Consider the following 26,411-nt stretch of genomic DNA (forward strand, 5'->3'; position numbering starts at 1 on the left):
CTCCGACGTTGACAGCTGGATGGAGTGCTTTGTATGCCGCGCCCGACCATGAGCATCGACTTCACCTGCCAGAAGTGCGAGGCGAGCTTCGAGCTGGACGCCCAGGATCTCATCGAGGGGACGGAGAAGATCGTCTGCCCTCACTGCGACGCGAAGGCGCCCGCCAACTTGACGGAGGACTTCGTCGCCGCGCTCACGGAGATGCGGGCGCAGATTGCCGCGCTCGACAAGAAGTTCGCCGTGTCCATGACGCTCGAGTCCGTCGACGTGGAGGACACCCTCGACGACGAGGAGGACGACGAGGACGAGGAGGAGTCCGAGGAGGACGACGAGCTCGACGAAGATGAGGACGAGGACGTCGACGACGAAGAGGACTACGACGACGACGAAGAAGACGACGACCGCACCTGAAAGCTCGCCCGCCTGCCCCCCAGCCCGGGGGGCGGCGTTGTCCCACACGGAAGGTCGCGCCCGGAGCGGCGCCCTCCCGAGGGGGTACCGGGTGCGTAGCTTAGAGGTGTGAAAACGCCCAACCGCGCCACCCTCTTCGTTGCACCTCTCTCCGCAGTGGTCCTGGCGCTGGGAGGGCTCCTGCTCCTGCCTGCATTCAGTTCAACCGGTGCGATTGCGGCATCTGTTCCGGCGGCGAGCGACCCGCAGCAGCCCTGCATCACCGACCATGGGGACGACCCCAAGGCCTGCGCCGAGCTCGTGGAGCTCGAGGTGCAGGACGTGGTGCCGCTGGTGGAGGCGCAGACGCACGCCGTCGTGCTGACGACCAAGGACCGCGACATCGTCCTGCCCGTCTTCGTGGACGAGGCCTCGGCCGTCTCCATCGCCTTCCGGCTGGCCGAACGCGAGCCGCCCCAGCCGCTCGCCCAGGATTTGCTCGACGACGTGGTGAAGCAGCTCGGCGGCCGCGTCACCGAGGTCCGCATCGATGACCTGCGCGACAACGTCTACTCCGGCCGCGTCTTCCTGGAGCAGGGCAAGCGGAAGATGACCCTGGACGCGCGCCCCTCGGACTCCATCGCCATGGCGCTCACCAGCCACGCCCGCATCCGCGTCACCCGCAAGGTGCTGACGCTCGCCGGCATCAGCCGCGACGAGATTGAGGGCATGCAGGGCGCCCCCGGCGTGGGCGGCAGCGGCCAGGGCGGCATGGACCAGGACGAGGACGCGCCCATGCCCCTGCCCGGCATGCCTGGCGCGCCCGACCCGGGCCAGCAGCAGACGCCGCTCGACATGGACATGGACGCCCAGCCGAAGGGCCACCCGGCCCTCACGCCGCAGGGCACGGGCAAGCAGATCGACCTCTAGACTGGACGGGCCCCCGCCCCGCACGCAACGGAAGCCAGCCACACGACGCAAGAAAGCCCGGCCCCCCCTCCCAGGGAAGCCGGGCTTTCTCTCTCAAACGTCGAGAGCACAAATAGATTCGCGAGGGCCCGCCTGCTGGGTGGGCGCCTCGCGCGTGGCCGAAGAATTGTCCCGCGAGCGTCAGGCTGTCAAGCCGGCCCCCCGGACGCCTAGGATGCCCGCGCATATGCGCAAGGCGAAGATCATCTGTACGCTCGGACCCGCCTCGGACACACCTGAGGTCATCGAGGGGCTCATCCGCGCGGGCATGAATGTGGCGCGGCTGAACTTCTCCCACGGGACGCACGAGGAGCACCGCCAGCGGGTCGCCATCATCCGCAAGGTGGCGAAGCGCCTGCGCATGCCAGTGGCCATCCTCCAGGACATCCAGGGGCCCAAGATCCGTCTCGGGAAGTTCCAGGACGGACAGCTCACGGTGAAGGCCGGCCAGACGGTGACGGTGACGACGCGTGCCGTCATGGGCCATGGCTCCATCATTCCCACCCCCATCAAGTCGCTGGTGAAGGACGTGGTGCGCGGGGATGACATCCTCCTGGACGACGGGCGGGTGCGCCTGCGGGTGCTGAAAGTCCAGGGCCCGGACGTCACCTGCAAGGTGGAGGTGGGTGGGCTGCTGAAGGACAAGAAGGGGCTGAACCTGCCGGGCTCGCCCATGTCCGTGCCCACGATTACTCGCAAGGACGTGGACGACCTGGCGTTCGGCCAGGAGGTGGGCGTGGACTACGTGGCGCTGTCCTTCGTGCGCTCCGCGGCGGACATCCACAAGGCGCGCGAGCACGTGAAGAAGCTCAAGACCCCGCTCATCGCGAAGATCGAAAAGCCCCAGGCCGTGGACCAGCTGGAGTCCATCGCCGAGGCGGCGGACGGCATCATGGTGGCGCGCGGCGACCTGGGCGTGGAGATGCCGCTGGAGCAGCTGCCTGCCATCCAGAAGCGCATGGTGCGCGAGGTGAACCGCAGGGGCGGCCTCGTCATCGTCGCCACGGAGATGCTGGAGAGCATGGTGAACAACCCGAGGCCCACGCGCGCCGAGGTGTCGGACGTCGCCAACGCGATTCTCGACGGCGCGGACGCGGTGATGCTGTCGGGCGAGACGGCGGCGGGCCGCTACCCCGTCGACGCCGCGGCCACCATGGCGCGCATCGTCGAGGAGACGGAGCGCGGCGTGGTGCGGCACCAGCACCACTCCCCCTTCGAGCGCTCGGAAGACATGGGAACGGGCGTCGCGGCGGCCGCCGTCGCCGCGGCCACGCAGCTCAACATCGAGACGATTGTGGCCTACACGGAGAGCGGGCACACCGCGCGCCTCATCTCCGAGTTCCGGCCCCACGCGCGCATCGTCGCCCTCACGCCGAGCGAGGACACGGTGAACCGGATGTCACTCTACTGGGGCGTGACGGGGCACCAGGTGGGCCGGGTGACGTCCACGGACGCCATGCTCCGGCAGGTGCGCAAGCTGTGCCGCGAGGCGGGCATCTGCAAGGTGGGCACGCCCGTGGTGGTGGTGGCCGGCGTACCGCTCAACGTGCCGGGCAACACCAACCTCATGAGCATCCACCGCGTCTGAGGCGGAACGCCCTGCCCTCCCCGGGCCGCGCGACGCGGGCCCGGGGACGGGAGACTTCTCAGAGCACCTTCTGCTCGAAGTCGTAGAGCTTCTCGACGGGGAGCTGGCGGTAGCGCTCCACGTTGAGGGCGCGGCGGGCGCACTCCCAGACGAGCTCGTTGGGCGTGCGCTCCGGCTCCTTCTTCTTCCGGCGCTTCACCTCGGCCTTGATGGGCTTCACGGCCACGCGCGGGTGGTAGCAGAAGGCGGAGGAGAACAGCAGGTGGCCGCCGAAGGGGATGAGGCGGGCCTCGATGATGTCCCCCGTCTCCAGGCCGGCGATGTGGCGGCGCTCCGTCACGTCGAAGTCCTTGCCGGAGTACAGCTCGCGCAGGCGGACCTCGCCCTTGCCCAGCTTCCGGACCTCGAAGAGGCCGTGGACCGTTTCGGTGAAGCTGCGGAAGGCGTTGGCCTCCTCGGGCGGCGCGTTGGCCAGACGCTGCTCGTACAGCTCCGCGGCCGGCGTCTTGCCGGTGAGCGGCGAGACGCGGTCGTAGAGGTAGTAGTCGAGGAAGGACGCCATCCTCAGCTCGAACAGCTTGTCGTCCTCGAACACCTCTCCCGTCAGGCGGAAGTAGTCGGCCTTGGCGGCGAGGAGGTCCTCCTTGCGGGGCTCCTGGCTGCCGAAGGCGATGAGCTGATCCAGGTACGGCTGATACGAGAGCGGTGACAGCGGCGAGTCCATAGGGCGGTCTGCCATCCTACCCCGCCATCAGCTTCGCGAACCGGCCGAAGAGATAGCGTGCGTCATGCGGGCCGGGCGAGGCCTCGGGGTGGTACTGCACGCTGAAGGCCCGCGCGTCCGGGACGGCCAGGCCCTCCACCGTGCCATCGTTGAGGTTGATGTGCGTGACGACGGCCAGCCCCTTGAGGCTGGCGTCGTCCACGGCGAAGCCGTGGTTCTGCGCGGTGATTTCGACCTTGCCGGTCGTCAGGTCCTTCACGGGCTGGTTTCCACCGCGGTGTCCGAACTTCATCTTGTACGTCCGGCCGCCCAGCGCCAGGGCCATGATCTGATGGCCAAGGCAGATACCGAACACCGGCACCTTGCCCAGCAGCGCCGCCACCGTGCGGTCCGCGCCCTTCACCGCCGCCGGGTCACCGGGGCCGTTGGCCAGGAAGACGCCGTGCGGCTTGCGCGCCAGCACCTCGTCCGCCGTGGTGTTGGAGGGCACCACCGTCACGCGGCAGCCCTGGTCCACCAGGAAGTGGAGCATCGACTTCTTCAGGCCGTAGTCGTACGCAACCACGTCGAAGTGGAGCGTCTTCTCGGGGACCTTCTCCCCGATGCCGGTGAACACATCCGGAGAAGGCGTGGTGAAGGTGTACGGCGCCTTCGTGGACACGCCGGTGGCCAGGTCCAGGCCCTCCATGCCGCGCGCGGCGCGGGCGCGCTCCACCAGGGCCTGGGGGGTGAGCCCCTCGCTGGAGATGACGCCCATCTGCGCGCCGTGCGTGCGCAGGTGGCGCACCAGGCGGCGGGTGTCGATGCCCTCGATGCCGGCGACGTTGTTGCGCTTCAGGTACGCGTCGAGCGACTCCTTCGCGCGCCAGTTGGACGGCTGCTCCGTGAGGGCGCGCACCACCATGCCCACCGCGTGGACCTTGGAGCCCTCCTCGTCCTCCGGGTTGGCACCGACGTTGCCAATCTCCGGGTACGCCATGGTGACGATCTGCCCGACGTAGGAGGGATCCGTGAGGACCTCCTGGTAGCCGTACATGGTCGTGTTGAAGACCACCTCGCCCACCGTCTCGCCGACCGCGCCAAAGGCGCGGCCCTCGAAGGTGGTGCCATCCGCCAGCGCGAGCACTGCCCGCTTCGTCATCACCGCGACTCCTTGCTCGGGCCAACCTGGCCGTTCTCGAACACCTTCCGACCGCCGACCCACGTCTGCACCACACGCCCCTTCTGCTTGCGTCCGTGGAAGGGGGTATTCCGGCTGCGGGAATAGAACCGGTGGGCGTCCACCGTCCACTCCTCCGAAGGGTCCACCACCGTGACGTCCGCCGGTGCCCCGGGGGCCAGGTGACCGCCTGGCAGGCCGAACGCTCTGGCCGGCCCGTGCGACAGCAGCTCCACCGCCCGCTTCGCGGTGAGCACGCCCGCGTGGACCAATTCCAGCGTCAGCCCCAGGGCCGTCTCCAGCCCGACGATGCCGTTGATGCCCTTCTCGAACTCCACCTGCTTGTCGAGCACGCCGTGCGGCGCGTGGTCCGTGGCGATGGCCTCCACCGTGCCGTCGGCGATGGCCTCGCGCAGCGCCTCCACGTCCCGGTTGGAGCGCAGGGGTGGCGCCATCTTCGCGTGGGTGTCGTAGTCGCCCACCGCGCGGTCATCCAGGATGAGGTGGTGCGGCGTCACTTCCGACGTCACCCGCAGGCCGCGGCGCTTCGCCTCGCGGATGAGGCGCACGCTGCCCTCGCAGGACACGTGGGCCAGGTGCAGCCGGGCGCCCGTCTCCTCCAGCAACACCAGGTCTCTCGCCACCATGGCCACCTCCGCCGAGGCGGGAATGCCGCGCAGGCCCAGCCGCGTGGACGTGGGGCCCTCGTGCATGGCGCCGCCGGCGGACAGCGTCAGGTCCTCCTCGTGGACCATGATGGGGACGTCGAACTGGGTGGAGTACTGGAGCGCGCGCCGCATCAGCGCCGCGTTCATCACCGGGCGCCCGTCGTCGGTGATGGCCACGCAGCCGGCGGACACCAGCTCGCCCATCTCCGCCATCTCCTCGCCCTTGAGGCCCTTGGTAATCGCCCCGGCCGGGTAGACGTGGCAGAGGTTGGCGGCGCGGGCGCGGGACAGCACCAGCTCCGTCACCATGCCGTTGTCGTTGACCACCTTGGTGTTGGGCATGGCCACCACGGCGGTGAAGCCGCCCGCCACCGCCGCACGGCAGCCGGTGAGGACGGTCTCCTTCCCCTCCTCGCCCGGCTCGCGCAGGTGGACGTGCAGGTCGATGAAGCCCGGCACCACCCACTTCCCGCTGGCATCGACGACCTCGGCGCCCGAGGGCACGGGCAGCGGGGCCTCGGACACCTCCACCACCTTGCCGTCGCGCACCAGCACGTCGCGCACGCCGTCCACACCGTTGCGCGGGTCGATGACGCGCCCCCGCCGGAAGAGCACCGTGGAGCTCATGACGCGCACACCTCCAGGATGGCCCGCCGCACGGCCACGCCGTTGGACACCTGCTCCAGGATGACGCTGCGGGCCCCGTCCGCCACCGAGGGGGCAATCTCCACGCCGCGGTTGATGGGGCCGGGGTGCATCACCACCGCGCCCTCCTTCATCCGCTCCTCGCGGGCCGCGTTGATGCCGAACAGGCGCGAGTACTCGCGCGTGGAGGGCAGGAAGTTCTCCGTCTGCCGCTCCAGCTGCAGGCGCAAGCACATGACGGCGTCCGCCTGCGGCAGCACCGCGTCCAGGTTGTGCGTCACCTCCGCGCCCATCGCCTCCAGGCCCTGCGGCATCAGCGTGGGCGGGGCACACAGCACCACGCGCGCGCCCAGCGCCTTGAGGCACAGGAGGTTGGAGCGCGCCACCCGGCTGTGCATGACGTCGCCGACAATCAGCACGGTGCGCCCGTCCAGCGAGCCCCAGCGCTGGCGCAGCGTGAAGGCGTCCAGCAGCGCCTGGGAGGGGTGCTCGTGAGTGCCGTCGCCCGCGTTGATGACGGCGCAGCGCACGTGCCTGGCCACCAGGTGCGGCGCGCCCGAGGACTTGTGCCGCATGACGATGACGGTGGGCCCCGTCGCCTCGATGTTGCGCGCGGTGTCCAGGAGCGTCTCGCCCTTGGAGACGGAGGAGCCCGTCTGGGTCCAGTTCATCACGCTCGCGCCCAGGCCCTTGGCGGCCATGTGGAACGAGGTGCGGGTGCGGGTGGAGTCCTCGAAGAAGAGGTTCGCCACCACCTTCCCACGCAGGATGTTCGTGCCGTCCGGCCCTGCGGGCAGGTGCGCTCGTGCGCGGTCGAGCAGTGACTCCAGCTCGTCCCGGCGCCAGCCTTCGATTCCGAGGAGGTGTCTCATGGCCGGGGGCGCCGCGTACCCCGGGCCGCACGGCGCGTCAAGCACCGTGCGTGGAGCGCCGGCCTGGCTGCCCCCGCGGTGTGCTTCAGCGGACCGGCTCGAAGAAGCGGTCCACCCGCAGGCCGGTGCCGCCGAAGAGGCCGTGGAACAGGCCCTCGAAGCCCAGCGACAGCCACACCACCATGGCCTTGCCCTTGATGTGGCCGTAGGGCACGTACTCCACCTTGCCGCGCCCGGTGACGCCGAGGCCGTGGCGGCTGTCCGCGCTGTTGTCGCGGTTGTCGCCCATGACGAAGACGTGGCCCGGAGGCACCGTGTAGGGCCCCTCGCGCGCGGGCATCTGCGACAGCGTCTGCAGCGCGGCGTGCGTCACCCCGGACAGGTTCTCCTCGAACAGCGCCTCGGACTGGTCGTACCAGCGGCCGTCGTCGGTGATGTTGTGGACGACGTAGTCGGTGGACACGGCCTTGCGCGCCTGCGGCTGGCCGTTGAGGTGGATGACGCCGTCGATGACTTCCACGGTGTCACCGGGGATGCCCACCACGCGCTTGATGTAGTCCTTGGACTCGTCCACGGGGTTGTTGAAGACGATGACGTCCCCGCGCTCCGGGGGCCGGACGATGACGAACGGCACCACGTTGGCGAAGGGGACGCGCACCCCGTAGATGAACTTGTTGACGAAGACCTGGTCGCCAATCTGCAGCGTGGGGAGCATGGAGCCGGACGGAATCCGGTACGGCTCCACGATGAAGGTGCGGATGACCAGGGCGATGAGCAGCGCCTTGCCGAAGCCGCCCACGAAGTCCATGGCGGACTGCTTGCGGTACGCGCCCAGGTGCTGGGCCGTCAGCTCTTCCAGCCCCTTGAGCTCCTGGCGCATCCGCTCCGCGTTGCCCTCGATGGAGGCCGTCTCCACGCGCAGCGCCTGGTCGGTAATGCGCTCGGGCACCTGCGCGGCAAGCTTCTCCCGCACGTGCGGCTTCTGGAGGATGCGCTCGTTCTCGGAGATGAGCTCCTGCGCTTCGTGGCGCAGCCCGCGCAGCGCCTTCTCCTTCGGAGACACGTTGCGCCACACCAGCAACACGACGAAGTAGGCCACCATCAGGAGCCCCAGCCCCTTCATCAGCGGCTGCGCCCACGCGGCGGCGGCGGGCGCGAACTCGATGAGGATGGTGTAGGGCACGAAGGCCAGGCCGATGATGCACAGCGGGGCCCAGAGGCTGGTGAGCAGCTCGCGCCACATGAGCTGGCGGCGGGCGCGAAGCTGCTCCGGCGTGCGGCGGGCGGCCATCGCCGCGGCGAGCTTCACGGGAGGCGTGGGGGTTGCCGAGGGACTGGCCGCGTTCATGCGCTACTGCTCCGTCTTGAGGACCGCGAGGAAGGCTTCCTGCGGGATCTCCACCGTGCCCACCTGCTTCATACGCTTCTTGCCCTCCTTCTGCTTCTCCAGGAGCTTGCGCTTGCGGCTGATATCGCCACCGTAGCACTTGGCCAGAACGTTCTTGCGCATGGCGGAGATGGTCTCACGCGAGATGATCTTCGCGCCGATGGCCGCCTGGATGGCCACCTCGTACATCTGCTTCGGGATGACCTCCTTCAGCTTCTGGCACACCTCGCGGCCGCGCAGGTACGCGCGCTCGCGGTGCACGATGACGCTGAGGGCGTCCACCGGCTCCCCGTTGATGAGGATGTCCAGGCGGGCCAGGTCGGACTCCATGTACCCGGCCAGCTCGTAGTCGAGGCTGGCGTAGCCGCGCGACACGCTCTTGAGCTTGTCGAAGAAGTCGAACACCACCTCGGCGAGCGGCATCGCGTACGTCACCTGCACGCGCTGGCCGCTGCTGCCCAGGTACTTGATGTCCTTCTGCACACCGCGCCGGTCCTGGCACAGCTTGAGGATGGCGCCCAGGTGGTCGTTGGGGACGTGGATGTGGCAGGTGAGGAGGGGCTCCTCGAACTTCTCGATGTTCTGCACCGGCGGCAGCTTGGCCGGGTTGTCCACCAGCATCACGTCACCCTTGCTGGTGGTGATGCGGTACACCACGCTGGGCGCGGTGGTGATGAGGTTCAGGTTGTACTCGCGCTCCAGGCGCTCCTGGACGATCTCCATGTGCAGCAGGCCCAGGTAGCCGCAGCGGAAACCGAAGCCGAGCGCGGTGGAGGACTCGGGCTCGTAGGTGAAGGCGGAGTCGTTGAGCGTCAGCTTCGCCAGCGCGTCGCGCAGGTTCTCGTACTCCGCGGAGTCCACCGGGAAGATGCCGGAGAACACCATCGGCTTGACTTCCTTGAAGCCGGGGAACGGCGCGTCCGTGGGACGGGCCTCCTCGGTGACGGTGTCGCCCACCTTGGCGTCCTGCAGCTCCTTCACGTTGGCGACGAGCACGCCCACCTCGCCGGCCATCAGCTGCTGCACCGGGCGGGAGAACGGGCTGAACACGCCCAGCTCCTGCACCTCGAAGACCTTGTTGTTGCTGAAGAGCTTGATCTTCTGCTTCAGCTTGAGCGTGCCTTCCAGCACACGCACCAGCGTCACCACGCCCCGGTAGTTGTCGTACCAGGAGTCGAAGATGAGGGCCTTGAGGGGCGCATCCGGCGCGCCGCTCGGGGGCGGCACGCGCGCCACCACGGACTCGAGGATCTCCTCGATGCCGATGCCCTCCTTGGCGGAGGCCGGCACCGCGATGGACGCGTCGATGCCGATGACGTCTTCAATCTCGGAGCGCGTGCGCGCCACGTCCGCGCTGGGCAGGTCGATCTTGTTGATGACCGGGATGATTTCCAGGTCGTGGTCCAACGCCATGTAGACGTTGGCCAGCGTCTGGGCCTCCACGCCCTGCGACGCGTCCACCACCAGGAGCGCGCCCTCGCACGCGGCCAGGCTGCGGCTGACCTCGTAGGCGAAGTCGACGTGTCCCGGCGTGTCGATGAGGTTGAGGACGTACTGCTTGCCGTCCTTGGCGGTGTAGTTCATCCGCACGGACTGGGCCTTGATGGTGATGCCCCGTTCGCGCTCGATGTCCATGTTGTCGAGGAACTGGGCCTGCGCCTCACGCTTGGTCAGCGTCCCCGTCTTGTCGAGGAGACGGTCGGCCAGCGTCGACTTTCCATGGTCGATATGGGCGATGATGCAGAAGTTGCGGATGTGCGCGTTTTCAGCCGGCATGTTCGGGGCGCTCGTCGGAAGAAGCGGGCGTGAGTAACACCGAACCGCGCGAAAATCTACGCGCGACCGCCCGCAGCCCGAGCAACCCGTCAGGGGAGCACGTTTGTTCCCGGGACACCTGTAGCGCCCGCCCGGGGGCCCCTCCCCCACCCGGCCTCGGCCCCGTCACGGGCCAGGCACACGGGAGGGGCCGGGCTGCCTCGACAAAACAGCCGGCGGCGCGGGCAGCGCAGCCGGCCGGATGACACACGGGACGGGACGCGCAAGGGCGCCCCGGCCCTCCTCAGCCGTGGACGCGCGAGGGGGTACCGGCCTTCTCGCGGAAGAAGGCGATGGTGCGGCGCAGGCCCTCGCGGATGTCCACGGTGGGCTCCCAACCGAGCACCTTCTTCGCCAGGGCGTTGTCGATGCAGGAGCGCAGCTGCTCGCCGGGCTTGCCCGGGGCGTGCGCCGCGGTGGCGGTGGAGCCAGCGCCCTCGGCCAGCAGCGAGAAGAGGCGGTTGATGTCCGTCTCCACGCCGGTGCCGATGTTGATGGCGCCCACGTAGTCCTTCTCGAAGGCGAGCCGGTTGGCGCGGGCCACGTCCGGGCCGAAGACGAAGTCACGCGTCTGCTTGCCCTCGCCGAAGATGGTGCAGGCCTGGCCGGCGATCAGCCGCTGGCTGAAGATGGCCACCACGCCGGCCTCGCCGTGCGGGTTCTGCCGCGGGCCGTACACGTTGGCGTACCGCAGGGCGACGTACGGCAGGCCGTACTGCGCGCGGTAGTAGCCGAGGTACAGCTCGCCCGCCGCCTTGGAGACGCCGTACGGGGACAACGGCCGCGTCGGGTGGCCTTCCGGCGCGGGGAACACGTCCTGCTCGCCGTAGATGGCGCCGCCCGTGGAGCTGAAGATGACCTTCTTCACCCCGGAGACGCGGGCGGCCTCCAGGAGGTTCAGGAAGCCACGGATGTTCACATCCGCGTCGAAGCCCGGGTCGTCCACGCTGCGGCGCACGTCCATCTGCGCGGCCAGGTGGCAGAGCACCTGCGGTTTCTCGGCCTTGATGAGCTCCGCGGCCTCGCGGCTGCGGATGTCATGCACCGCCAGGCGCACGCGCGGGTCCAGGTTCTCCCGCTTGCCGCCAGACAGATCATCCAGGGCGATGACCTCGTGCCCATCTCGCAGGAACTCATCGCACACGTGTGAGCCGATGAAGCCCGCACCACCTGTCACCAGGACTTTCACGCTTCCTCCCGCCACCCGACCGTGTGGCCGAAATATCTACAGATCCGCAATGTCATTGACGCCGCGAAACTAGGGCGTTCATGCCCTACCGGCAACCTCTCGGAAATAGGCAATGGTCTCCTTCAGACCTTCTTCCAGGGGCACCTTCGGCTCCCACCCCAGCAGCGTGCGGGCGCGGGTGATGTCCGGCTGGCGCTGCTTCGGATCATCCTTGGGCAGCGGCTTCTCGATGATCTTCCCGCCGCCGCCCGCCGCCACGCGCACGGCCTCCGCGAACTGGCGGATGGTCATCTCGCGCGGGTTGCCGATGTTCACCGGGTTCGGCTCGTCCGAGAGCATCAGCCGCACCAGCCCGTCCACCAGGTCCTTCACGTAGCAGAACGAGCGCGTCTGGCTGCCGTCGCCGAAGACGGTGAAGTCCTCGCCCTTGAGCGCCTGGCCCACGAAGGCCGGCACCACGCGGCCGTCGTTGAGGCGCATGCGCGGGCCGTAGGTGTTGAAGATGCGCACGATGCGCACCTGCACGCCGCGGCTGCGGCCGTAGGCGGCGGTGATCGCCTCCGAGTAGCGCTTCGCCTCGTCGTACACCGAGCGCGGACCGATGGGATTCACGTTGCCCCAGTAGTCCTCGCGCTGCGGGTGGACGAGCGGATCTCCGTAGACCTCGGACGTGGAGGCCATCAGGAAGACGGCCTTGTTCGCCTCGGCCAGCTTCAGCCCGTTCTCCGTGCCGATGGAGCCCACGCGCAAGGTCTCCAGCGGCAGCTCCGCGTAGTCGATGGGCGACGCGGGCGACGCCATGTTGAACACGTAGTCGATGGGGCCCTTCACCGGAATCCCCTCGATGATGTCCGCCTTCACGTACTCGAAGCCCTGGCGCCCGTTGAGGGTGGTGAGGTTGCGCTCGCTCCCGGTGATGAGGTTGTCCACCGCCACCACCGACGCCGCGCCGTCATCCAGGATCCGCTCGCACAGGTGCGAACCCACGAAGCCCGCACCGCCGAGGACCACCACCCGCTTCCCACGAAAGCTCTTCACGTCACGCCTCTCTCTCACAGCTCGTCGAAGGTCACCTGACCCGGGAGCTGGGCCTTGTACTTCTCGAGTACCAGATCGATGCCCTGGCGGATGTACTCGGCCACGGGCACCTTCGTCTTCTGGTTCAGCGCCTTGAGGAGCTCGTTCTGCTCCGGAGTGATGTAGATGGTGGTGCTGACTTTCTTTCGGGCCATGGCGATATGTGAAAATATATGAAGTGACGTGTCGCGCGAAAGCCTCTCGTGCACGCGGCGAGGCCCCGCCGCTCCGTCACACCGGAGTCCCGCATGTCACACAGCAAGAGCTTGTTTTTCCTGGGTTTTCTGGCCGTGACTCCCCTGGCCGGCTGCGCGGGCGGCAAGTCGGCGGAGCGCGGGGAGGGGGCCCCGGGGGCCCGGGACGCGGCCCGGACGCAGGCGGAGCCCATCCAGCCGGAGCGCTCGGGTGACGAGCGGGTGCAGGAGCAGGACGTCAACGGCGACGGGAAACCGGACGTGTGGACGTACACGGTGAAGGACCCGGGCACGGGCGACAGCGCCGGGGGCGACCGCAAGGTGCGCCAGGAGCTGGACCTCAACTGGGACGGCCGCGTGGACCTGACGCGCTACTTCGACGCCAATGGCGAGCAGACGCGCGAGACGCTGGACCTGGACTACGACGGCAAGGTGGACGCCACCTACTTCTTCGAGAAGGGCGTCAACACGCGCCGGGAGCGGGACATCAACGGCGACGGCCGCGCGGACAGCTTCACCTTCTACGAGGGCGGCACGCTGGTGCGGAAGGAGCGCGACACCAACGCCGACGGCAAGGTGGACTACTGGGAGTACTGGGAGGGCGGCCAGGTGGACCGCATCGGCGAGGACCTGGACGGGGACGGGACGGTGGACAAGTGGACCCGCAATCCCAACAACGCGGCCAGCGAGTAGGACGCCGGCCGCGCGCGCCAGGAGCGACTACGGCTTGCTGGTGCCGGTGCGGCCGTACGAGTCCTCCAGCCGCACCACATCATCCAGCTCCGGGGTGCTGACCTCGAGGATGTCGCAGTCGGTCAGCGCCACCATGCGGTGCTTGGTGAGCGGCTTGATGTGGTAGCTCTCGCCGGGGTTCATCTCCTTCTCGATGAGCCCCTGGCCTTCATCGACGACGAAGAGCAGCTTGCCGCTCTGGACGTGGATGGTCTCGTCCTTCTGGTTGTGGAACTGCAGGCTGAGCTTGTGGCCCTGCTTCACGTGCAGCAGCTTGCCCACGTACCGCTCGGTGTGGGCCCAGATGAGCTCGTGGCCCCAGGGCTTCTCCACCCGCCTCGTCGTCGTCATGATGCTTACCGTCTTCCTCGCCCCGCTCTAGTTCGTGCCGGCCACGAAGGCGTCGAGCTGGGTCTCACGCTTGAAGTCTGACAGATATCGGCTGGCCGCATCCTTGGACGCGAAGCTGCCCATGCGGACGCGATACCACGTGCCCTTCCCGGGCACCTCGGCCGTCAGGATATAGGGGGCATAGCCCCTGTCGCGCAACCGAGCGGCGAAGCGGTCGGCCTCCTGGCGGTCCTGAAAGGCGGAGAGCTGCAGGGTGAAGGCGCCGCCCTTCACGGCCTGGTCCGGCGGCTGCGCGGCGCGTGCGATGGCCTCCTTCAAGCCCCCACCTTCCTTGTTCGTGGTGCGCGTGGGGACGGCCGCGGCTTCCACCTTGCCCGACACCGGCACCGCCTTGACCTCGGCCCTGGCGGGCTCGGGCTTCACGGGCTCGGGCTTCACGGGCTCGGGCTTCGGGGCCACGGCGACGGGGGTCGGCGCGGTGGGGGCCTCGGCGGCGACGACGGTCTCCGACTCCTCGGGCTCCTCCGGGGGCAGCTCGCCCGTGTCGGGGTCCGGCGTGGGGGCCAGCTTCGGGCGCTCGGCGGTGGTCGTCTCGGCCGGCTTCGCGGCGGCGGGCTTCTCCGCGGGCGCGACGGGCTTCGGGCCAGGCTTCGGTGCGACGGCGACGGCCACGTGCTCGGAGGCGGCCTTCTTCGTCAGCTCGTCCTGGAAGGTGAGCGGCGCGTCCTTCTGCTGCACGTCCTGGAGCGCCTGCGCGTTGGCGTCCAGCGCGGAGAGCAGGTCCGGCGCGGAGGCCGTCTGGACATTGCCCGCCAGCTTCTTGCCGACGACGACGCCCAGCACGAAGACGGCGCCCATGACGACGATGCCGGCAATCAGCAGGCTGACGATTTGCCGGTTGTCCAGGGAGACGTCGAACTTCTCCTTCATCCGGTGGGCGTCACGCATGGCTTGGGAATCCTCGGGCGCGGACGCAGCGGGCCACACGAATCCGTGTTGCGGCCTGTAGCGTCGGCATGGAGGGCAAGGTACGCCCCACCTCCGGGCCGGTCAAATTCGCGGAAGGCGTTCCCCGGCCGCTGTCAACCCGTGGCGAACGCGGGTGGCGCCGGAGGCGAGGGAGCGAGCGGGCCGGGCGGCTCCGCGGGCGACGGCGCGAGGGGCACCGGCGCGGCCACCGGGACGGGCGCGGCCACCGACACCGGCGCGGCCACCGGGACGGGCGCGGCCGCCGTGGCGGTGGGCGGCATGTTGAGCCGCTCGCGCAGCTCCTTGCCGGCGGCGAAGGACAGCGTCCGGCGCTCGGGCACGGAGACGCTCTGCCCCGTCTTCGGGTTGCGGCCCGTGCGCGCGCGGCGGCTGCGGACGGAGAAGACGCCGAAGCCGCGCAGCTCGATGCGCTTGCCGGCCACGAGCGCCTTGCACATGCAGTCGAAGACGGCGTGAACGATGGCCTCCACCTCACGCCGGGGGACGTGCGGGGCACGCACCACGATGCGCTCGATGAGCTCACTCCTCGTCATCGCACACCTCTCTGGAGGGACGAGGGACTCTACAGAAGCAGGGCCCGCGAGGACAAACCACCCCTCCCTCCAGGGCTAGCGGAGACGGAGGTCGGCGGGGCCCGCCACCTCTGTTTCCTTGCCGTCCCCAGAGCGCAGCACCACCTCCGCGCCGTCTGGAATCAGGAGGCGCACGGTGCGGCCCAGGGGCACCTCTCGGTCCTCCAACAGTACGGCGGTGGCCAGGTCGTCCGTCTCGGCCACGGCGAAGCCATCCTCCACGGTGGCCACCAGCCCGCCCTCGCCCAGGGCCCCCGCGTGGATGAAAGGTACGCGCGGACGCATGGGCGGCGGGGGCAGCGGCTGACGCGGTCCGTCCTGCTTCGCCGTGTCCGAGCCCAGGTTGCTCAGGCCGTTGGGCGTGAAGAAGGCCACGAAGTACTGCGCGGAGCTGTAGTCGCCCTGTTCCTGCTGCGCGGACGCAGGCGTCACCTGCACGTTGGTATAGCGCGCGGCGACGATGCGCAGCGCGCGGGGCGCCCCCTGCACCTCCCCGTCCTCCCAGCGGCGGGACGGCAGGTTGACGCCGTGGAGCTTCGCCTCGTCGGCGTCGCCCACCTCCAGCGTGTCGCCGTCCTCCAGGAAGCGCAGGCCACCGCCGAAGTACTCGAGCACCGCGGGGCCGGTGGCGGTGAGCTGCTCATCCGGGAGGAGCTGGGCGCCCACGGCGACGGGGAGCTTCTCCTTGCCCACCGTGCGCAGCACCGGTGCGCCCGCGGCCAGCAGCCCGGCGATGGGCTTGTCCGAGCGCTCCTTGCACCCTACGGCGAGGCCCAGGGCGGCGGCCGCGAGCAGGCATCTTACGAGGCGCTGCGCCATATCCGGCACCCTCCTCAGCGGCGCGGGGTCAGACGATCCAACCACCGCCGAGCACACGGTCCTGATGGTAGACCACCGCGGCCTGTCCCGGCGTGACGGCGCGCGCGGGAGCGTCCAGCTTCACGGAGACGAGCCCGTGCGGCGACACGTGCACACGGCCCGGAGCCCCGGCGTGGCGGTGGCGGATGCGGACCTCCACGGCCTGCTCGGGTGGGGGCGGCCCGTCCACCCAGTGGGGCTGGAGGAGGCCGAACTTGTCACGGCCGGTGCCCTCGGCGGGGCCCACGACGACGCGGTGCGTGTCCGGCTCCAGGCGCTGCACGTAGCGCACCTCGCCGCCGCCCAGGTTGAGCCCCTTGCGCTGGCCCACGGTGAAGCGGTGGATGCCCTGGTGCGTGCCGAGCACCTGGCCCTCGGTGTCCACAATCTCGCCCGAGGGCTGCGGCCCGGCGACCTTCTCCACGAAGCCGGCGTAGTCGCCGTCGGGCACGAAGCAGATCTCCATGCTCTCCGGCTTGTGGCTGGTGACGAGCCCATGGCGCTCGGCGACGGCGCGCACCTCGGCCTTCGTCATGTGGCCCACGGGGAAGACGATGTCGCGCAGCTCGTCCTGGCCGAGCGTGAAGAGGAAGTAGCTCTGGTCCTTCGCGGCATCGACGGCGCGGCGCAGGACGTAGCGGCCATCCGCCTCCTCGACGCGGGCGTAGTGGCCGGTGGCCAGGCGGGCGCCGAGCGCACGGGCGCGCTTGAGCAGGAAGTTGAACTTCACGTCGCGGTTGCAGGCGACGCAGGGGATGGGAGTGCGGCCCCCGAGGTAGGACTGGACGAACGGGTTGATGACGCGGTCCTGGAAGATCTCCTCCGCGTTGGCCACGTAGAAGGGAATCCCCAGCGTCTGGGCCACGGCCCGGGCGTCATCGATGTCATCCGGGCTGCAGCAACTCCCGCACTTCGCCTTGCCCTCGTAGGACCAGACGCGCAGGGTGATGCCGATGACCTCATGGCCCTGCTCCTTGAGCAGGGCGGCCGCGGCCGAGGAATCCACCCCGCCGCTCATGGCAACGACGACTCGCATGGTGCTCCTTCCTACACGCCCGGACGCCCCGGCGCACGCGGGAGGACGCCCGAGAGGCCCCTTTCCCGACACGCACCAGAGGGGCATGGGGTGGGCAGGCCGCTCCCCTGCCCCACCAGCGCTCAGCGCGCGCTCTTGGCGTGCCAGTCCTTGAGCCGGGTCTTCAGCGTCTCCGCCGTGTTCAGGGCCGGGTCATCGAGCACGGACTCCATGAGGAACCGCGTGGCCTCGCCGACGATGGGCGAAGGCCCGACGCCCAGGGTGGCCATGATGTCGCCGCCCGTGAGGGCCAATTCCTTCGCGCTCAGCGGAGGCTTCGCCGCGGCGAGCGCCTCCAGCCGCGCGAAGAGCGCCTCGACCTCCGGCAGCCGGTCCGGAGCGCGGACGCCGACGCGGGCACGGGCCACGGCAATCAGGTGCGGAAGCTGGGGCAGGCCCACGCGGGCCAGGAGCCTGCGCAGCGCGGGGTCGGAGTCCCCGACCCTCGCCTCCAGCTTCGCGTGCTCCACGAGGAGCGCGATGTTGTCGGCGGTCTTGTTGGGGAACTTGAGGCGCAGGCCGATGTCACGGGCCTGGGGGCGGTCCACGAGGTCCGCGAGCAGCACGGCCATGCGGACCTCCACGTCGACGGGCGCGGCCTGCACGGCGGCGCGAGCCTGACGCGCGGCCTCCGCGTCGGCACGGGCCAGCTCGGGGAGGAACACGTCCAGCAGGCCGGTGTCCGCGAGCAGCGCCAGTCCCAGCTCGGCGCGGGGGGTGTTGAGCAACTTCACCAGCTCGTCGTGGATGCGCTCGAAGGCCACCTTCCGGAAGACGGAGAGCGTGGTGGGAATGGCGTCACGGGTCGCCGGGTCCAGGGAGAAGCCCAGCACCGCGGCGAAACGCACGGCGCGAAGGGAGCGGAGCCCGTCCTCGGAGAAGCGCTCCTGCGCCGACCCCACGCACCGGATGAGCTGGGCCTTGAGGTCGTCCTGTCCACCGAAGGGGTCCACCAGCTCGCGGTCCACCGGGTTGTACGCCATGGCGTTCATGGTGAAGTCGCGGCGGGACAGGTCCTTGACGATGTCGCTCTCGAAGGCGACGGAGCTGGGCCGGCGCCCGTCGTGGTAGTCGCCCTCGGAGCGGAACGTCGTCACCTCCACGTGGGTGCCGCCCTGCACGACGGTGACGGTGCCGTGCTGGATGCCGGTGGGGATGACCTTGCGGAAGGCGCGCTGGACCTCCTCGGGCAGCGCGCTGGTCGCCACGTCGAAGTCCTTCGGGTGGACCTTGCGCACCATGTCCCGGACGCAGCCGCCGACGAGGTACACGGCATGGCCCAGCTCGCGCAGCCGGGCGATGACTTCGAGCACGGGCTTGGGAATGTCGGCGTTGTGGAGGTTGGCGATCATCGATTCCGCGTTGTAGCGGCGGGCCTCGCGCAATCCAAGCCCGCTCACCCCCGAGGGCATTCATTGCCATTGCAGGCAATGGAGGGGAGGCGATTCCTGGCCCTGGTGGGTGAACGGCGCTCGTGCGCACAGGCGGCCGGTGCGTGGACCCCAGACCGGGCGGAGGCGCGGCCAGATATGTCCATGCGAGCGACGCGGCCCACCGTTGTGGAGGGTGCCCGGCATGGCCCTGACCAGACAGGTGAGCAAGCGCGAGGCTGAAGGCGAAGTCGAGCGCATCTACCACGAGCTGCAGCAGACGCTGCGGGTGACGGGCGTGGACGTGTCGCTGCGCATGTGGGCGGCCTTCCCGCGCTTCTTCGAGGCGATGTGGGAGACACTGCTTCCAAACGTGGAGACGCGGGCCTTCGAGAAGGCGGCGGACAACCTGCGTGATGAAGCGCTGGAGGTGGCGGCGGACTGGGAGCCGCTCGGCGCATGGGACGCGGTGACGCTGGGCGCGAGCCAGCGCTTCCACGTGAAGGGCGTGCTGGAACTCTATGGTGCCCTGCAGCCGAAGGTGCTGCTGATGGCATCCGCGGTGCGGCTGGCGCTGACGGATGAGCCGGTAGGGCTGAAGGGAGTCCCAGGCACGGTGGAGCGGCTGGAGCGGGGCGTGCCTCCGAGGATGGCGGCGATGGAATGGGTGCCCGACAGGCCCGACGACCCCCGGCTGCGGGCGCTGTTCTCGGACGTGGTGAAGTCGGTGGGACCGCCCGCGGTGCCCGGAGAGTTCCGCGCGCTGGCGCTGTGGCCGGAGTACCTGGAGGCGGCGTGGCGCCGGCTGAAGCCGAAGCTGCGGGAGGATGAGTTCACCCAGGAGGTGGAGTCGCTGCGGCAGTCGGCGCGGCGGCAGGCTCGGGCGCTGCCGTACGAGGTGGTGCTCAGTCGCGAGCGGGTGCACGCGCTGGGAGAGGACGCGGCGGCGGTGTTCCGCGTGACGGACGCGCTGGAGCGTCGGTTGCCGGTGCTGCTGTTGAACCTGGCGCAGCTGATGTTGGACGCGCCGGAGGTGGAGCGTCACCCCTTCCCTGGAGCCACGAGGCGGGTACCGGCCTGGGCGGCAGAGGAGGCGCTGCGATGAACTGGCGCGACTGGCAGGCCCGGCAGGCGGTGGTGGAATTGGGGGACCGCTTCCTGAGCTACGTGGACCTGGGCGAAGGACGGCCGGTGGTGTTGCTGCACGGGATTCCGACGTGGGGCTTCCTGTGGAGCGGGCTGGCACCGGCGCTGGCGTTGAAGCACCGGGTGCTGGTGCCGGACCTGCTGGGCTACGGGTACTCGGACCGGAGGGATGCGTTCGACCGTTCCGTGGCGCGGCAGGCGGAGGCGGTGGATGCGTGGATGGACCGGCTGGGCGTGAAGGACGCGGTGGTGGTGGGGCACGACGTGGGAGGCGGCGTGGCGCTGCACCTGGCGGTGCGCTTTCCCCAGCGCGTGGACCGGCTGTGCCTGATGGACAGCGTCTGTTACGACGCCTGGCCGGGAGAGCTGATGATTCAGCTCGGGCACCATGGGGTGGTGAAGAAGCTGTCGGCCGAAGCTGTGTATCGGCTGTTGAAGGTCGCCGCGAAGCGGGGCGGCTTCGCGAAGGCGCCGCCGGATGGGTTGGTGGAGGGACTGCTGGCGCCGTACGCGACGGAAGTGGGAAAGGTGTCGCTGGTGCGCAACGCGGTGGCGCTGAACACCAACCACACGCAGGAGCTGGCGCCTCGCCTGGGGCAACTCTCCGTGCCGGTGCTGATTCTCTGGGGCGAGGACGACGCCTTCCTGTCGTCGAAGTATGGCGAGCGGCTGGCCTGGGACATCCCCGGGGCGAAGTACGTGAAGGTGCCGGACGCGAGGCACTTCGTCATGTGGGACGCGCCGCACGTCGTGGCCACGGAGCTGTACCGGTTCCTCGGAGTGGAAGCGCCGGAGGAGACCGGCGTCGCGCGGTAGCCGTGGCGGCGGGGGATGGAAACGGAGGGAAGGAACGGGGTAACAAGGTGCGTGAGGCGTGCCGGTCCAGGCACGCGCCGTGCCGAGGTGCGCATGCGAACGCAGCAGAGCCGCTCGCTCGTCTTCCTCCAATGCCTGGGGCCAGGGGTCCGGAGTGGCTACGCGAGCCTCCCTGGACTGGAGGACGTGCTGGCCTCGCTGTACGCCGCGGGACAGCATGCCTGGCCGGGCGTGTCCCTGGAGGAGGAGGACTACCTGCGGCACCTCGCCGGGCACGTGCCACCGGACGAGGACCCTGCCAGGGTGCTCGCCTCCGTGCATGCCGCGGACCTCTACCTGGCCTGTGCCTGCGCGCGAGGTGACCCCACGGCGCATGCCGCGCTGGAGCGCCACGTGTTTCCCAAGGCAGCGGCCTCGGTGGCTCGGCTGCGGGAGACTGGAGTGGAGCCGGCCGAGGTGTTCCAGCAACTGCGCGAGCGGCTCCTCGTTCCGGAAGGAGACCGGCCCGCGCGCGTGGCGGAATACCAGGGCAGCGGTCCGCTCGCGGCCTGGCTGCGGGCGGCGGCGGTGCGCACGGCCCTCAACCTCCAGCGTGCGGAACGCCGGAGGGCCCACGCCGAGGAGGAAGCAGAGGCGCTGCCACTCCCAACCGAAGCGGGCGCGGCGGACGTCGAGCTGGACTACCTGCGCAGAAACCACCGCGAGGACTTCCAGGCGGCGCTCTCCGAGGCACTCAAGGCCCTGCCCGCGCGGGAGCGCACCGTGCTGCGCCTGCACGCCGTGGAAGGACTGAGTCTGGAGCGCATTGGCACCATGTACCAGACGCACAAGTCCACCGTGTCGCGCTGGGTGTCCCGGGCACGGGAGACCGCGCTGGAGGGGACCCGGCAGCGACTGGTGGAGCGGCTCAAGCTGTCCTCCGGCGAGCTGCACAGCCTGATGCGCGCGCTGAACGGGGAGCTGGACCTGAGCCTCCCTTCCCTGCTGAGCAAGCCCGGGTAGCCTTGGGGGCCGAGATTATTTTCGCGGTGTCGTGCAACGCCTCGAGGTGGCCGGTGTCATCCCGGTGAAGGTGAAGCCAACCCCCTGGAGGACACCCCATGCATCACGGAATGAAGCTGGCCCTGGTCGCGCTGACGTTGGTGGGAACCCCTGTGCTGTCGGCGGAGGAGGCGAAGCCGGCCAAGGCCGCCGAGGCCCCGCAAGCCGCTGAGGGGACCATCGTCCTGAAGAAGGGTGGCCAGAAGGACCTGCGCGTGCCGGGCATGGTCCGTGTCGCGATTGACGACCCGGAGGTGGCCGACGTCGACGCGCCGGGCAAGGACGTGCTGCGACTCACCGGCAGCAAGGCCGGGGAGACGGACCTGCTCGTCTGGTCGGGTGCCTCGAACAAGCGCAGCACCTACCACATCGTCGTTCGCGACTGACGGACGCAGCCCGCGCGCGGTGGGGTTCCAGGCTTTCTGGATGGGGGCCTGGGAATTTCCCCGCGCGCGCGGCGCATGATGGAGGGGCGCCGTGGCACTTCGTCACGCCGCCCCGGCTTTCCCGCGCCAGTCCGGGCTGCGAAGATTCGACGGACGCCATGAACCCGTTGCCCAGCCCTCCCCTGCCCTCCTGTCCGGACGAGAACCTGCTCGCGGCTTTCGCCACCGGTTCGCTTCGCGGGGGGAAGGTGTCAGGGGTGGAAGCACACCTCGATGACTGTGCGAATTGCCGGGCACTGGTGGCTGCCGTGGCGGCTGAGTCCTCGCATCCGGGCACGGGTGATTTCGAGGCGCCCACGCGGCTGGACACCGGTGCGCCCACGCTGTCGGACGCACGGCGGGAAGAGAAGCTTCCGCCGGGGACTCAGCTGGGGCCCTACCTGATTCGCGGCGTGCTGGGCATGGGGGGCATGGGCGTGGTGTACGCGGCGGACGACCCGCGGCTGGGACGGCGGGTGGCGCTCAAGCTGCTGCGGCCGCTGCAAGAAGGCGCGGAGGAAGAAGGCCGGGCGCGGCTGCTCCGGGAAGCACAGGCGATGGCGCGCCTGTCCCATCCCAATGTGCTGCCCATCTTCGAGCTGGGCACGGCGGAGGGGCGTGACTTCCTGGCCATGGAGTGGGTGGAAGGCACGACGCTCGCGGACTGGCTCCGCGCGCGAGAGCGTCCCTGGCGCGAGGTGCTGGAGGTGTTCCTCGCGGCGGGAGCGGGGCTCGCCGCCGCGCACCGGGCGGGCCTGGTCCACCGTGACTTCAAGCCCTCCAACGTCCTGGTGGGGCTCGACGGACGGGTGCGTGTCACGGACTTCGGCCTCGCGAGTCGCGGCACGCAGGCGCAGGAGGCCGTGACGTCTGGGGAGAAGGACGAAGCGGCTCCCGCGGATGCGTCCGCGCTCACGCAGCGGGGCCGGGTTCCGGGTACGCCCGCATACATGTCTCCCGAGCAGCGGGCAGGTCAGGCGGTGGACGCGCGCAGTGACCAGTACAGCTTCTGTGTCGCGCTCCACGAAGCGCTCCAGGGTGAGCGGCCTTCGGACGTTTCCGCGCCCTCGTCACGCCGGGCCCTTCAGCGGAAAGCGAGGGCTTCGAACCTGCCGAAGTACGTCCAGGCCGCGCTGGCGCGGGGGCTCGCGAAGGCCCCGGAGGAGCGCTTCCCTTCCATGGATGCGCTGATGGCGGTGCTCTCCCTGCCACCTCCGTCGAGGCTGAGGCACGCGGGAGGATTCACCGCCGTGCTGCTGGGCGTGGGACTCGGGGTGTTCCTGTGGAAGCAGCCTCAGCGCCATGAGCCGCCTGACGCACAGGTGCAAGCGGCCCCCGTCGCAGCGGAGCGCGGTGACACCTCGAACACGCTCATCTCGCTGCGCATGGGCCAGGTGCGCGAGCTGACCATTCCCGAGATCGAGCGCGTCGCGGTGGGCGACCCGGAAATCATGGAGATAGAGAACCTGGGCGGCGGCGTGCTGCGCCTGACGGCCAGGACGGTGGGCGCCACGCACCTGGTGACGTGGACCCACGATAACGCGGAGATGCAGGTCTACACCCTGTCCGTCACCGCGCGCTGACGTCAGAGTCCGCCGGTCCCCTTCTCCCCAAGCTTCGTGAGCGCTACGACGTCACGCAACCCAGATGCGATGCTCCGTAGGCTGTCCGTGCGTGTCCAACTCCAGGCGCATGCCATGGGCGTTCCGTGGGCCGTAGTAGCCTGCGGCGTACACCGCACACCTGCCGCGGTAGGGTGCGACTTCGAGCACCGCCACCCTGGTCGCAAGTGGGTAGTGGAGCCGTGAGTACTGCATGGCGCGGTGGCGCAGGTAGCTCCACATGTCGCGACGCACGAAGCCGGATTCGGTGAGGAACCAGGCCGCAAGCAGCGGCACTGCGGGCCAGGGGCCTTCGAGCTCGTCATCGCTTTCGATGGCTCCCCAGAGCAGCACCCACGTCCCCCAGGGACGATGCTCCTCATCGCGTGACGACCAGTCGGCGACCAACCGCCGGACCGTCTGTTCCACGAGCCATTGACGTGTGTTGTTCGGGGTGGACATGGGACGAGTGTTACCCGCTTCGGTGGACTGGAGCCCATACCCACCAGGCAGGGGAGCCGCGCGCTCCGCGCGCTTCGGGTTATCCTACCGGAGCAACGATGGCCCTCCGATTCGCGCGCGGTGCGCTCTGGCTTCTTCCCCTGGCGCTCATGACGGTTGCCCATGCGGGCACACCGCCCGTGCGCGGCTCCCGCGTCATCGAGGGCATCGCTGTCGCGAGCACGGGGCCCGTGGCCTCGGTGAAGGTCCGCGCCACCCATGGAGGGCGCGTCGTTACCACCCGCACCGACGCGCACGGCCACTTCGTACTCCGCGGCCTGTCCGACGGCTGGTGGACCCTGACCGCGTCCCGAGGCTCCGAGGTGGGAGAAGTCCAGGCAGCGCCAGGAGCATTGGAGCCGCACTTCGTGGTGCTGGAGCTGGGCCTGCCCAGGACCGTGCGCGGCGTCGTGCGCTCCGAGTCGGGACTGCCCGTGCTCGGGGCCCGGGTGGAGGCGGGCCTCCAGGGCGTGGACGGCCTGCGAAACCCCCGCGAGTACCGCACCGCCAGCAACGGACGGTTCGAGCTTGCTGTGGCGGGCCTCTCTCCGATCGCGGTCCAGGTGAGCGCTCCAGGGTTCCTTCGCCAGCAAGTCACCGAGGCGTCGTCCACCGGGGAGTGGGACGTGGTGCTCGAGAGCACGGTGGAGCTGCGCGGCAGGGTCACCGATAGCCGAGGCACGCCGGTGATGGGCGTCCGGGTTCGTCTCAAGCGGTACGGGCAGACGTCGTTCTCCAGGACCTTCTCCGGCCGTGACTCGCTCGCCACCCTGACGGAGGGTGACGGCACCTTCGCCATCGGGGGGCTCCAGCGAGGCCGTTACAGCTTCCTGCTCGAGCATCGGGCCCACGCCGCTCTCATCGGAGACGTAGAGGTCCCCACCGCCGAGGTGCGCTGGGCGCTCCCGGAGGGCATCCGCGTCTCCACCACCGTCACGACTCAGGGCGGTGCGCCCACGCCTGCCACGGTGTCCTTCTCCGGACCGCTGGCGGACCCGGCCTTCTTCCCCTCGGAGCGAACCGTCGAGACCGACGCTGCGGGAGGCGCGGTGCTCGATGGCCTCGTGCCCGGGACCTACCAGGTGACGGCGAGCGTGCGGTCTCGCGTGGAGGAGCGGTCCATGTCCCGCAGGGTCCAGGTCTCCGCCGGCGAGCCGGCCCTGGCGCTGGACTTCCGGAGCCCCCACCTGCTCCGAGGGCGTGTCGTCGACGCGCGCGGGCGTCCCCTGCGGGGCGTACGGCTGTCAGTCCGTCACGAGGACGAGGAGCGGGCGGGCTTCTCGGTGACGCGCCGGAGCATCGACGGCACCTTTACCTTCGACAGCCTTCCTGAAAGAGCGCTGACGGTGGCGGCCTGGAAGGAGGGCTACGAGCCCGTCTCCACCGAGGTCCGGGTCCCCACTTCGGCACCGCTCCGCCTCGTGCTGAAGCGGCAGCGGAGCGTCCCGGTCTCTGGCCGCGTGGTGGATGCGCGGGGCCGGCCCATTCGCTCGTTCAGCGTGAACGGCACCCAGAAGCGGCACGCGGGGGGCCGCTTCTCGATGCCGGTGCCGCCGGGCGTGGAGGCGGTCGTGCTTCGCATCTCCGCCGATGGCTTCGCCCCCAGGCTGCTGACCCTCGATCCGCGTGCCCCGGCGGCGCGGAAACAGGGGGCCGTCCGGCTCGACAAGGGCAGGACGCTCACGGGGCGCGTGGAGACCCCGGAAGGCTGGGACCTTGCCGGAGTGACGGTCCGGTGCAGATGGCCCGGCGCGCCGACACACCGGGACCCGAGCGCCTGCCACGGCGAGACGCTTCCGGATGGGAGCCTCTACCTCTTCCACGTGCCGACAGAGCCGGTCGTGCTCGAGCTGGATTCTCCGGACTGGCCACTGACACGGCTCCTCGTGCCCGAGGGCGTCACGGAGGCGCGGGTACGGGTGCCTCATGGGTTGACGGTGCGGGGCACCGTCAAGGACGCGCGCGGGCTCCCCCTGGAGGACGGCGACGTCCGCGTGGAGGTGAAGGGGGAGGCGCACTTCGCACCCATCCGTCCCGACGGGACGTACGTCATCCGGGTATCGCCAGGGCGCGGCTCCATCCAGGTCGTCAACCAGCGGGGCGAGCCGACGACCTTCGAGGGCGCGGAAGGACAGACGGCCCGCGTGGACCTGCTGGTGCGGAGCGATTCCTGACAGGCCCCGAGCTCGGTGTTCCGTAGGGCATGAGGACCGAACCGGACACCAGCTCCGCGTCCATTGAGCACCGCGTCGGCTG

At 69.8% G+C, this 26,411-nt stretch carries 26 protein-coding genes; 10 read left to right on the forward strand and 16 right to left on the reverse strand.

What is annotated here, in order from left to right; translation table 11 throughout:
- Positions 1 to 33: 33 nt before the first annotated feature.
- From G4D86_RS01595 to pyk, 3 genes are all read left to right on the forward strand, one after another.
- Positions 34 to 411 (forward strand): hypothetical protein, encoded by a 378-nt coding sequence (locus G4D86_RS01595; RefSeq protein ID WP_205519425.1) that lies wholly within the window; start codon positions 34 to 36, stop codon positions 409 to 411.
- A gap of 108 nt (positions 412 to 519) precedes the next feature.
- Entirely contained in the window at positions 520 to 1,320 is an 801-nt protein-coding gene (locus tag G4D86_RS01600) for a bifunctional nuclease family protein (protein ID WP_205519426.1), read from the forward strand.
- Between the two features lie 226 nt (positions 1,321 to 1,546).
- Entirely contained in the window at positions 1,547 to 2,947 is a 1,401-nt protein-coding gene (pyk, locus tag G4D86_RS01605) for a pyruvate kinase (protein WP_163988625.1), read from the forward strand.
- Between the two features lie 58 nt (positions 2,948 to 3,005).
- Here the strand turns inward: pyk and G4D86_RS01610 are convergent, their stop codons facing one another.
- From G4D86_RS01610 to G4D86_RS01650, 9 genes are all read right to left on the reverse strand, one after another.
- Positions 3,006 to 3,671, reverse strand: a complete 666-nt coding sequence (locus G4D86_RS01610; RefSeq protein ID WP_163989366.1) for a DUF7986 domain-containing protein — start codon at positions 3,669 to 3,671, stop codon at positions 3,006 to 3,008.
- 16 nt (positions 3,672 to 3,687) lie between these two features.
- A complete protein-coding gene (carA, locus tag G4D86_RS01615) occupies positions 3,688 to 4,812 on the reverse strand; it encodes a glutamine-hydrolyzing carbamoyl-phosphate synthase small subunit (protein ID WP_163988627.1) in 1,125 nt (374 codons plus the stop codon).
- Entirely contained in the window at positions 4,812 to 6,125 is a 1,314-nt protein-coding gene (locus tag G4D86_RS01620) for a dihydroorotase (protein ID WP_163988629.1), read from the reverse strand. Before G4D86_RS01620 ends, carA begins: the two co-directional genes overlap by 1 nt.
- Complete coding sequence (locus G4D86_RS01625) at positions 6,122 to 7,015, reverse strand: aspartate carbamoyltransferase catalytic subunit (protein WP_163988631.1); 894 nt, start codon at positions 7,013 to 7,015, stop codon at positions 6,122 to 6,124. The genes G4D86_RS01620 and G4D86_RS01625 overlap by 4 nt, the downstream gene beginning before the upstream one ends.
- Positions 7,016 to 7,100: 85 nt before the next feature.
- Positions 7,101 to 8,363 (reverse strand): signal peptidase I, encoded by a 1,263-nt coding sequence (lepB, locus tag G4D86_RS01630; protein ID WP_163988633.1) that lies wholly within the window; start codon positions 8,361 to 8,363, stop codon positions 7,101 to 7,103.
- A gap of 3 nt (positions 8,364 to 8,366) precedes the next feature.
- Entirely contained in the window at positions 8,367 to 10,178 is a 1,812-nt protein-coding gene (gene lepA, locus G4D86_RS01635) for a translation elongation factor 4 (protein ID WP_163988636.1), read from the reverse strand.
- Between the two features lie 283 nt (positions 10,179 to 10,461).
- A complete protein-coding gene (locus G4D86_RS01640) occupies positions 10,462 to 11,406 on the reverse strand; it encodes an NAD-dependent epimerase/dehydratase family protein (protein ID WP_163988638.1) in 945 nt (314 codons plus the stop codon).
- A 78-nt stretch (positions 11,407 to 11,484) separates the two neighbouring features.
- Entirely contained in the window at positions 11,485 to 12,444 is a 960-nt protein-coding gene (locus G4D86_RS01645) for a UDP-glucuronic acid decarboxylase family protein (RefSeq protein ID WP_163988639.1), read from the reverse strand.
- Between the two features lie 14 nt (positions 12,445 to 12,458).
- A complete protein-coding gene (locus tag G4D86_RS01650; protein ID WP_163988641.1) occupies positions 12,459 to 12,638 on the reverse strand; it encodes a ribbon-helix-helix domain-containing protein in 180 nt (59 codons plus the stop codon).
- Positions 12,639 to 12,731: 93 nt separating this feature from the next.
- Between G4D86_RS01650 and G4D86_RS01655 the strand changes: the two genes are divergently transcribed.
- Positions 12,732 to 13,370, forward strand: a complete 639-nt coding sequence (locus G4D86_RS01655; protein ID WP_163988643.1) for a hypothetical protein — start codon at positions 12,732 to 12,734, stop codon at positions 13,368 to 13,370.
- A gap of 27 nt (positions 13,371 to 13,397) precedes the next feature.
- Here the strand turns inward: G4D86_RS01655 and G4D86_RS01660 are convergent, their stop codons facing one another.
- The 6 genes from G4D86_RS01660 to G4D86_RS01685 all read right to left on the reverse strand — a co-directional run bounded on the left by G4D86_RS01660 (position 13,398) and on the right by G4D86_RS01685 (position 18,607).
- Positions 13,398 to 13,760, reverse strand: coding sequence for a cupin domain-containing protein (locus G4D86_RS01660; RefSeq protein ID WP_163988645.1), 363 nt, complete (start codon positions 13,758 to 13,760; stop codon positions 13,398 to 13,400).
- Positions 13,761 to 13,787: 27 nt separating this feature from the next.
- Positions 13,788 to 14,708 carry an SPOR domain-containing protein gene (locus G4D86_RS01665; protein WP_163988647.1) on the reverse strand — a complete coding sequence of 307 codons (921 nt, stop codon included), beginning with the start codon at positions 14,706 to 14,708 and terminating at the stop codon, positions 13,788 to 13,790.
- A gap of 134 nt (positions 14,709 to 14,842) precedes the next feature.
- Complete coding sequence (locus G4D86_RS01670) at positions 14,843 to 15,283, reverse strand: integration host factor subunit beta (RefSeq protein WP_163988649.1); 441 nt, start codon at positions 15,281 to 15,283, stop codon at positions 14,843 to 14,845.
- A gap of 75 nt (positions 15,284 to 15,358) precedes the next feature.
- Positions 15,359 to 16,141, reverse strand: a complete 783-nt coding sequence (locus G4D86_RS01675; RefSeq protein WP_163988651.1) for a hypothetical protein — start codon at positions 16,139 to 16,141, stop codon at positions 15,359 to 15,361.
- 28 nt (positions 16,142 to 16,169) lie between these two features.
- Positions 16,170 to 17,216, reverse strand: coding sequence for a tRNA 2-thiouridine(34) synthase MnmA (gene mnmA / locus G4D86_RS01680; protein ID WP_163988653.1), 1,047 nt, complete (start codon positions 17,214 to 17,216; stop codon positions 16,170 to 16,172).
- Positions 17,217 to 17,338: 122 nt separating this feature from the next.
- Positions 17,339 to 18,607: a CCA tRNA nucleotidyltransferase gene (locus tag G4D86_RS01685; RefSeq protein ID WP_163989367.1), complete on the reverse strand. Its 1,269-nt coding sequence runs from the start codon at positions 18,605 to 18,607 to the stop codon at positions 17,339 to 17,341.
- A 223-nt stretch (positions 18,608 to 18,830) separates the two neighbouring features.
- On the opposite strand from G4D86_RS01685, the gene G4D86_RS01690 reads away from it, so the two are divergent.
- The 5 genes from G4D86_RS01690 (at position 18,831) to G4D86_RS01710 (ending at position 23,636) form a co-directional block, all read left to right on the forward strand.
- Positions 18,831 to 19,730 (forward strand): halocarboxylic acid dehydrogenase DehI family protein, encoded by a 900-nt coding sequence (locus tag G4D86_RS01690; RefSeq protein WP_163988655.1) that lies wholly within the window; start codon positions 18,831 to 18,833, stop codon positions 19,728 to 19,730.
- Entirely contained in the window at positions 19,727 to 20,587 is an 861-nt protein-coding gene (locus G4D86_RS01695; protein ID WP_163988657.1) for an alpha/beta fold hydrolase, read from the forward strand. Before G4D86_RS01690 ends, G4D86_RS01695 begins: the two co-directional genes overlap by 4 nt.
- 93 nt (positions 20,588 to 20,680) lie before the next feature.
- Positions 20,681 to 21,589 carry a sigma-70 family RNA polymerase sigma factor gene (locus G4D86_RS01700; protein WP_205519427.1) on the forward strand — a complete coding sequence of 303 codons (909 nt, stop codon included), beginning with the start codon at positions 20,681 to 20,683 and terminating at the stop codon, positions 21,587 to 21,589.
- A gap of 98 nt (positions 21,590 to 21,687) precedes the next feature.
- Positions 21,688 to 22,014 carry a pilus assembly protein N-terminal domain-containing protein gene (locus G4D86_RS01705; RefSeq protein ID WP_163988661.1) on the forward strand — a complete coding sequence of 109 codons (327 nt, stop codon included), beginning with the start codon at positions 21,688 to 21,690 and terminating at the stop codon, positions 22,012 to 22,014.
- 308 nt (positions 22,015 to 22,322) lie between these two features.
- A complete protein-coding gene (locus G4D86_RS01710) occupies positions 22,323 to 23,636 on the forward strand; it encodes a protein kinase domain-containing protein (protein ID WP_240359986.1) in 1,314 nt (437 codons plus the stop codon).
- Positions 23,637 to 23,687: 51 nt separating this feature from the next.
- Here G4D86_RS01710 and G4D86_RS01715 read toward each other — a convergent pair whose 3' ends face one another.
- Positions 23,688 to 24,116: a hypothetical protein gene (locus G4D86_RS01715; RefSeq protein ID WP_163988666.1), complete on the reverse strand. Its 429-nt coding sequence runs from the start codon at positions 24,114 to 24,116 to the stop codon at positions 23,688 to 23,690.
- Positions 24,117 to 24,214: 98 nt separating this feature from the next.
- On the opposite strand from G4D86_RS01715, the gene G4D86_RS01720 reads away from it, so the two are divergent.
- Entirely contained in the window at positions 24,215 to 26,329 is a 2,115-nt protein-coding gene (locus G4D86_RS01720) for a carboxypeptidase-like regulatory domain-containing protein (RefSeq protein WP_163988667.1), read from the forward strand.
- Positions 26,330 to 26,411: the final 82 nt, after the last annotated feature.

It is taken from the genome of Pyxidicoccus caerfyrddinensis (genome assembly GCF_010894405.1).
Classification (GTDB): Bacteria; Myxococcota; Myxococcia; order Myxococcales; family Myxococcaceae; genus Myxococcus; species Myxococcus caerfyrddinensis.

Bases quoted from the DNA above. Each gene is read 5' to 3' on its own strand.
- G4D86_RS01595 (WP_205519425.1), top strand. From the start codon at position 34: ATGCCGCGCCCGACCATGAGCATCGACTTCACCTGCCAGAAGTGCGAG.
- pyk (WP_163988625.1), top strand. From the start codon at position 1,547: ATGCGCAAGGCGAAGATCATCTGTACGCTCGGACCCGCCTCGGACACA.
- G4D86_RS01610 (WP_163989366.1), bottom strand. From the start codon at position 3,671: ATGGACTCGCCGCTGTCACCGCTCTCGTATCAGCCGTACCTGGATCAG.
- carA (WP_163988627.1), bottom strand. From the start codon at position 4,812: ATGACGAAGCGGGCAGTGCTCGCGCTGGCGGATGGCACCACCTTCGAG.
- G4D86_RS01620 (WP_163988629.1), bottom strand. From the start codon at position 6,125: ATGAGCTCCACGGTGCTCTTCCGGCGGGGGCGCGTCATCGACCCGCGC.
- G4D86_RS01625 (WP_163988631.1), bottom strand. From the start codon at position 7,015: ATGAGACACCTCCTCGGAATCGAAGGCTGGCGCCGGGACGAGCTGGAG.
- lepB (WP_163988633.1), bottom strand. From the start codon at position 8,363: ATGAACGCGGCCAGTCCCTCGGCAACCCCCACGCCTCCCGTGAAGCTC.
- lepA (WP_163988636.1), bottom strand. From the start codon at position 10,178: ATGCCGGCTGAAAACGCGCACATCCGCAACTTCTGCATCATCGCCCAT.
- G4D86_RS01650 (WP_163988641.1), bottom strand. From the start codon at position 12,638: ATGGCCCGAAAGAAAGTCAGCACCACCATCTACATCACTCCGGAGCAG.
- G4D86_RS01655 (WP_163988643.1), top strand. From the start codon at position 12,732: ATGTCACACAGCAAGAGCTTGTTTTTCCTGGGTTTTCTGGCCGTGACT.
- G4D86_RS01660 (WP_163988645.1), bottom strand. From the start codon at position 13,760: ATGACGACGACGAGGCGGGTGGAGAAGCCCTGGGGCCACGAGCTCATC.
- G4D86_RS01665 (WP_163988647.1), bottom strand. From the start codon at position 14,708: ATGCGTGACGCCCACCGGATGAAGGAGAAGTTCGACGTCTCCCTGGAC.
- G4D86_RS01670 (WP_163988649.1), bottom strand. From the start codon at position 15,283: ATGACGAGGAGTGAGCTCATCGAGCGCATCGTGGTGCGTGCCCCGCAC.
- G4D86_RS01675 (WP_163988651.1), bottom strand. From the start codon at position 16,141: ATGGCGCAGCGCCTCGTAAGATGCCTGCTCGCGGCCGCCGCCCTGGGC.
- mnmA (WP_163988653.1), bottom strand. From the start codon at position 17,216: ATGCGAGTCGTCGTTGCCATGAGCGGCGGGGTGGATTCCTCGGCCGCG.
- G4D86_RS01685 (WP_163989367.1), bottom strand. From the start codon at position 18,607: ATGATCGCCAACCTCCACAACGCCGACATTCCCAAGCCCGTGCTCGAA.
- G4D86_RS01690 (WP_163988655.1), top strand. From the start codon at position 18,831: ATGGCCCTGACCAGACAGGTGAGCAAGCGCGAGGCTGAAGGCGAAGTC.
- G4D86_RS01695 (WP_163988657.1), top strand. From the start codon at position 19,727: ATGAACTGGCGCGACTGGCAGGCCCGGCAGGCGGTGGTGGAATTGGGG.
- G4D86_RS01700 (WP_205519427.1), top strand. From the start codon at position 20,681: ATGCGAACGCAGCAGAGCCGCTCGCTCGTCTTCCTCCAATGCCTGGGG.
- G4D86_RS01705 (WP_163988661.1), top strand. From the start codon at position 21,688: ATGCATCACGGAATGAAGCTGGCCCTGGTCGCGCTGACGTTGGTGGGA.
- G4D86_RS01715 (WP_163988666.1), bottom strand. From the start codon at position 24,116: ATGTCCACCCCGAACAACACACGTCAATGGCTCGTGGAACAGACGGTC.
- G4D86_RS01720 (WP_163988667.1), top strand. From the start codon at position 24,215: ATGGCCCTCCGATTCGCGCGCGGTGCGCTCTGGCTTCTTCCCCTGGCG.